Below are 6198 nucleotides of genomic sequence, written 5' to 3' on the forward strand. Positions count from 1 at the left end.
TATGCCATGGATGATTCTTGCGTTGATGGGTGCGGGTACCTTTATCTACGGCCTGAGCACGCATGCCACCTTGCTGTGCCTGTTGGTCAAGCCGCTGCCGGTACTGGCGCTGTTGGGTTGGCTGCATGATGCGCCGCCCAGTGACTATCGACGCTGGATCAGTCTGGGGTTGATCTTCTCCGTGGTGGGCGATGTGTTGCTGGCCTGGCCCGGCGACCTGTTTATCTTCGGCCTGGGCGCGTTTTTGTTCGCGCACCTGGCGTATCTCAAAGCCTACTTCAGCGACTGCCGGCGCCCGGCCCTGTTGCCGTTGGCCTTGGCCCTGGGGGTTGGGGCGATCCTGTTGAGCATCCTGATATCCCACGGCCTGGGCGACTTGCTGATTCCGGTGGTGGTGTATGCGCTGGTGATCAGCGCCATGCTCTGGCGTGCACTGGCGCGCCTGGGCAGCGACGTGCCCAAGCGCTCGGCGCAGCTGGCGGCCGTCGGCGCGGCGTTGTTTGTGTTTTCCGACACGCTGATCGGCATCAACCGCTTTGTGGTGACCTTCGATGCCGCACCGTACCTGTTGATCATCACCTACTGGTTGGGACAGTGGGGCATCACCGCCTCGGCCTTTTCCCAGCCGCGCCGCACGCCCCTGACCTGACTCCCCCTGTGGCGAGCGGGCTTGCCCGCGTTGGGGCGCGCAGCGGCCCCCTAGATGGGACTGCTGCGCAGTCCAGCGCGGGCAAGCCCGCTCGCCACAGATCAGAGAAGGCGCGCATCGCTCGGCCAAGTTGGCTAAAATGCCGGCCTTTTCCACTTCGTCGCCGGAACAGCCGTGAGCAAAGAACCCGATCGCCTATTCGCCCAGCCCTTGCCCCAGGTGCCGGACTTCGCCTTTAACGAGGACGTGGTGCGGGTGTTCCCGGACATGATCAAGCGCTCGGTGCCCGGTTACCCGACGATTGTCGAGAACCTCGGCGTGCTGGCGGCGCAGTTTGCCCAGCCGGGCAGCGTGCTGTACGACCTGGGTTCGTCCCTGGGCGCGGTGACCCAGGCCCTGCGTCGCCACGTGCGCACTGACGGTTGCCGGGTGATCGCTGTGGATAACTCGGCGGCGATGGTCGAGCGCTGCCGCGAATACCTCAACGGCCAGGACTCGATGTTCCAGGAGCTGCTGCCGGTGGAGGTGATCGAAGGCGATATCCTCGCCCTAGAATTCCAGCCGGCCTCGGTGGTGGCGCTGAATTTCACCCTGCAATTTATCGCCCCCGAGGAGCGCCTGGCCTTGCTCGGGCGGATTCGCCAATCGCTGCTGCCCGGTGGCGCGCTGATTCTCTCGGAAAAACTGCGCTTCAATGATCCCGAAGAACATGCATTGCTCACCGATCTGCACGTAGCGTTCAAACGCGCCAACGGCTACAGCGAACTGGAAATCGCCCAGAAGCGCAGCGCCATCGAAAACGTCATGAAGCCCGACAGCCTCGAAGAACACCGCGAACGCCTGCTGGCGGCCGGGTTCTCGAAAGTCGTGCCGTGGTTCCAGTGTCTTAACTTTGCCTCGTTGATTGCCTTGCCATGATTGATCTGTCCCCCCTCGCCCGCCATCTGGTCGGCACTCCCCTGGCCGTGTGGGCCCAGGGCCTGCAAGCACAACTCGATGCAAAAATGGAAAAGGGCCATGGCGACCTGGCGCGCTGGCAAAGTGCGCTGGATGCGCTGCCCAAGATCCTGCCAAGCGAAGTCGACCTGCTGAACGGCCTGACCCTCGACACCGATTGCGATGACACAACCCGTGAGCAGATGCATGCCGCGCTGATGGGCCTGAGCCCGTGGCGCAAAGGCCCGTTCAACCTGTTCGGGGTGCACGTGGACACCGAATGGCGCTCGGACTGGAAATGGTCGCGGGTCGCGCCGCACCTGAACCTTGCGGGCAAGCGCATCCTCGATGTGGGCTGTGGCAACGGCTACTACATGTGGCGCATGCTCGGCGCCGGCGCCGACAGTGTGATTGGCGTGGACCCCAACTGGTTGTTCTTCTGCCAGTTCCAGGCGGTGCAGCGCTACCTGTCGGCGCCCAACGCCTGGCACCTGCCCTTCCCGTTCGAAGACCTGCCGCCGAACATGGAAGGTTTTGACACGGTGTTCTCCATGGGCGTGTTTTACCACCGCCGCTCGCCGATCGAGCATTTGCTGGCGCTCAAGGACTGCCTGGTCAAGGGCGGCGAACTGGTGCTGGAAACGCTGGTGATCGAGGGCGATCAACAACAGGTACTGGTGCCGGAAGACCGTTACGCGCAGATGCGTAATGTGTGGTTCCTGCCCTCGGTGCCGGCGCTGATGCTATGGCTGCGGCGTGCCGGCTTCACTGAGGTGCGCTGCGTGGATGTGAGCGTGACCACGGTCGAGGAACAACGCGGGACAGAGTGGATGAAGTATCAGTCCCTGAGTGACTTCCTCGACCCTGAGGATCACAGCAAGACGATTGAAGGGCTGCCGGCGCCGATGCGCGCGGTGATCATCGCCAAGAAGTAACCCCCAATCGCCCTGAGAAAATGCAGATCAAAAATGTGGGAGCTGGCTTGCCTGCTCCCACATTGATCTGGTTCTCACATTGAGGTCAGGGTTTAGCCCGGCGCGCCTTGAAGAACTCACTCAACACCGCTCCGCACTCCTCGGCCAACACCCCGCCTTCATACATCACTCGATGATTGAGAAAGCCCTGGGTAAAGAACTGCCCCTGGCTTTGCACAATCCCCGCCTTGGGCTCCAGCGCGCCGTACACCACCCGCGCGATGCGCGAGTGGACGATCAGCCCGGCGCACATGCTGCACGGTTCCAGGGTCACATACAGGGTGCTGCCCGGCAGGCGGTAGTTGCTGACGGCCTGGGCCGCCGCGCGGATGGCGACCATCTCGGCGTGGGCGCTGGGGTCGCTGCCGCTGATCGGGCAATTGAAGCCGCGCCCGATGATTTCGCCGTCCTGCACCAGCACCGCGCCCACCGGCACTTCGCCGAGGGCCGCGCCCTGGGCGGCGAGGGCCAGGGCTTCGCGCATAAAGTCCTGGTCGCGGCTGCGGTCGATAATCGCCGTCGGGCGTATCTGGCGCATCACGCCACCTCGATGGCGGCCATCAGGCCGGTTTCCATATGGTCGATCACATGGCAGTGGAACATCCACACCCCAGGGTTATCCGCCACCAACGCCACGCGAGCGCGTTCGTTCTTGCCCAGCAGGTAGGTGTCGGTGAAGTACGGCGTGACTTTGTGGCGGTTCGAGGCGATGACCTTGAAACTCATGCCATGCAGGTGGATCGGGTGCTGGTACTGGGTCATGTTCTTCAGTTCGAAAATATAGCTCTTGCCCAACTCGAGCTTGGCAATCGGGCGGTCGGCGCAGGTCTTGTCGGTGATATCCCAGGCCTGGCCGTTGATCTGCCACAGGCTCGGCGGCCTGTTTTCGACATCGACCGAGACCGAGCCGACCCATTCGAAATTGAAGTTGAGCTTCTCGGCATTCGCCAGGTCGGGCTCGGCAATCGGGTTGGCCGGCAACGCCGGTGGCCACTCGCCGGGGGCGTCGGTGTTGGCCACCGAGCGGAAGGTGCCCAGGCGCACCGGGCCATTGCGGATCGACAGCTCTTCGCCGGCCGGCGGAGCCTTGATTGCCAGACAGATGCGCATGCCCGGGCCCAGCCAGTATTCCTTGCCCAGGGGCCGTGGCTCGATGGGGTTGCCGTCCAGCGCGTAGATCTGCGCCTCGACGTTGGGGATATTCAGGCGATAGGTCAGGGTGTTGTCGAGGTTGAGCAGGCGCACCCGGGTGATTTGCCCGGCAGGCAGGTCGATGACCGCCTGCGGCACACCGTTGATGGTCGACAGGCGCCCGGCCGTACCGCCACGGGCTGCTTCGCGGGGGATGCTGAACTCGACAAATTCACCCTGCTCGTCGATATGCCAGTTTTTCAGGCTCAGGGTGCGTTCGTGCTGGAAGCCGGTGGGCTCGCGCTCCTCGACAATCAACGGACCGACCAGGCCACGACCCAGTTCTTCGCTGCTGCTGACATGGGGGTGATACCAGTAGCTGCCGGCATCCGGCACGCGGAACTGGTAGTCGAAATACTCACCGGGCAATACCGGCAGTTGCGAGACGTAGGGCACGCCGTCCATTTCCAGGGGCAGGCGGATGCCGTGCCAGTGGATGGTGGTGGCAACCGGCAGATGGTTGATAAAGCGCACCCGCAGCCATTCGCCCTGGCGTACGCGCAACTCGGTGCCCGGTGCCGAGGGGCCAAAGGCCCAAGCCTCGGTCTTGTGTCCCGGCACCAGCTCCACGTCCAACGGAGCGGCGATCAACTCGTAATCGCGACCGGCGCTGGCGTCCGCGACTTTCCCCAGCCAGTAGCGATAGGCGCCACCGGCACCGACACCCACGACTGCCAGGCCGACGAGGCCACCAAGGATTTGTCGACGGGAAAAGGATCGGGACACAACAACCTCACAAATCTGCGCAGGCCCAAGGCCCGCAAAGGGCAAATACGATACACCCCTACCGGCTAAACAGTAAGGCTTCGCATTGCCGCATGTGGGAAAGGCCTTATGTGGGAGCAAGCTTGTGTGGGAGCGGGTTTGCCCGCGATAGCGCTGTGTCAGTCAAGAGAGGTATCGACTGAAACGCCCTTATCGCGGGCAAGCCCGCTCCCACACAAGCCCGCCCCACGTTGAGTCTTTGGCGTCGATTAAAGCTTGGCGGCAGCCAGGATCAGCGCTTTCATCTCGGCAACCGCGCCTTTGAAACCGACGAACAGCGCGTGCGCCACCAGTGCGTGGCCGATGTTCAGTTCGTTGATGCCCTTGATCGCCGCCACGGCTTCGACGTTGTGGTAGTGCAGGCCATGGCCGGCGTTGACGATTAGGCCCTCGCGCAGGCCACAGGCCACGCCGTCGATGATGCGCTGCAGTTCTTCGGCCACTTCGGTGGGGGTGGTGGCATCAGCGTAGCGGCCGGTGTGCAACTCGATGGCCGGGGCGCCCACGCGGCGCGAGGCTTCGATCTGCCGTTCGTCGGCGTCGATAAACAGCGAGACTTCACTGCCGATCTGCGACAGGCGCTCGACCGCCGCCTTGATCCGCGCTTCCTGGCCGGCGACATCCAGGCCGCCTTCGGTGGTGAGTTCCTGGCGGGTTTCCGGGACCAGGCAGATATGCGCCGGACGGATGCGCTCGGCGAAGGCAATCATTTCTTCGGTGATGCCCATTTCGAAGTTCATGCGCGTTTGCAGCACGTCCTTGAGCACCAGTACGTCGCGCTCCTGGATGTGCCGGCGGTCTTCGCGCAGGTGCACGGTGATCCCATCGGCGCCGGCTTCTTCGGCATCCAGCGCGGCCTTGACCGGATCAGGGTAGCGAGTGCCCCGGGCCTGGCGCAGGGTGGCGACGTGGTCGATGTTGACGCCAAGAAGAATGCGATTGCTGGTGGTCACGGAAGCGCTCCTGAAAAGGGAAAGAATCGGCGCACAGCATACACGGGGATGTCAGGGCTTTCGAAACAACTCGCGACTGACCAGCGGCCGACCGCCCAGATGCACGGCCAGGGCCTGGCGCATCAGGCGCTTGGCCGCAGACAAGGCACCGGGGGCGCTCCAGTCGGCGTCGGCCATGGCCAGCAACTCGGTGCCCTGGAACAGGCCGGGTTGCAGCAGGTAGACGCGCTCCAGGCCGGCATCCACCTGCAGGCGGTACATGCCGTCGCTGGCGATGGGCTCGCCGTGCAGGTCGTTGCTCAGTTCAAAACCGTAGCCCAGGTCGTCGAGCAGACGCCACTCGAAAGCACGCAACAGCGGCTCCAGGGGGCGGCCTTCGGCCAGGGCCAGCAGGGTCGCAGCGTAGTGATCGAACACCGCGGGGTGGGGGTCTTCGGCGGGCAGCAGGCGGATCAGCAGTTCATTGAGGTAGAGGCCGCTGAACAGCGCCTCGCCATTGAGCCAGGCCGAGGTGCCGATGCTTTCCAGGCGGCCGACGTTTTTCAGCTCGCCCTTGCCGCGAAACTCCACGTCCAGGGCCACGAATGGCCGCGCCAGCGTGCCCGCCTTGCCCCGCGCACTGCGCAACACCGCGCGCAGCCGGCCCTGGGGCGTGAGGAAGTCCACCAGGGCGCTGGTCTCGCGGTAGGCGCGGCTGTGCAGGACGTAGGCGGGTTGGCTGGGGGGTGGG

The 6198-nt window shown here is 64.1% G+C and carries 7 protein-coding genes; 3 read left to right on the top strand and 4 right to left on the bottom strand.

Features of this window, described 5'->3' with window-relative positions; genetic code table 11:
- Nucleotide 1 precedes the first annotated feature (1 nt).
- The 3 genes from PSFL_RS23160 to cmoB all read left to right on the top strand — a co-directional run bounded on the left by PSFL_RS23160 (nucleotide 2) and on the right by cmoB (nucleotide 2520).
- Nucleotides 2–649: a lysoplasmalogenase gene (locus tag PSFL_RS23160; protein WP_057958557.1), complete on the top strand. Its 648-nt coding sequence runs from the start codon at nucleotides 2–4 to the stop codon at nucleotides 647–649.
- Between the two features lie 174 nt (nucleotides 650–823).
- A complete protein-coding gene (cmoA, locus tag PSFL_RS23165) occupies nucleotides 824–1567 on the top strand; it encodes a carboxy-S-adenosyl-L-methionine synthase CmoA (protein ID WP_057438290.1) in 744 nt (247 codons plus the stop codon).
- On the top strand, nucleotides 1564–2520 hold the full coding sequence (cmoB, locus tag PSFL_RS23170; protein ID WP_057958556.1) for a tRNA 5-methoxyuridine(34)/uridine 5-oxyacetic acid(34) synthase CmoB: 957 nt from the start codon (nucleotides 1564–1566) through the stop codon (nucleotides 2518–2520). The genes cmoA and cmoB overlap by 4 nt, the downstream gene beginning before the upstream one ends.
- 85 nt (nucleotides 2521–2605) lie before the next feature.
- Here cmoB and tadA read toward each other — a convergent pair whose 3' ends face one another.
- The 4 genes from tadA to recO form a co-directional block, all read right to left on the bottom strand.
- Entirely contained in the window at nucleotides 2606–3097 is a 492-nt protein-coding gene (gene tadA, locus PSFL_RS23175; protein WP_057958555.1) for a tRNA adenosine(34) deaminase TadA, read from the bottom strand.
- Entirely contained in the window at nucleotides 3097–4476 is a 1380-nt protein-coding gene (locus PSFL_RS23180; RefSeq protein WP_057438284.1) for a multicopper oxidase family protein, read from the bottom strand. The genes tadA and PSFL_RS23180 overlap by 1 nt, the downstream gene beginning before the upstream one ends.
- Before the next feature lie 248 nt (nucleotides 4477–4724).
- The gene (pdxJ, locus tag PSFL_RS23185) at nucleotides 4725–5468 is read right to left on the bottom strand and encodes a pyridoxine 5'-phosphate synthase (protein WP_315492128.1); all 744 of its coding nucleotides are present in this window, start codon (nucleotides 5466–5468) and stop codon (nucleotides 4725–4727) included.
- 51 nt (nucleotides 5469–5519) lie between these two features.
- The coding region (gene recO / locus PSFL_RS23190; RefSeq protein ID WP_397470522.1) for a DNA repair protein RecO at nucleotides 5520–6198 on the bottom strand (679 nt) is incomplete at its 5' end.

It is taken from the genome of Pseudomonas sp. DD1, from assembly GCF_044510355.1.
In the GTDB taxonomy this organism is placed as follows: Bacteria; Pseudomonadota; Gammaproteobacteria; order Pseudomonadales; family Pseudomonadaceae; genus Aquipseudomonas; species Aquipseudomonas shahriarae.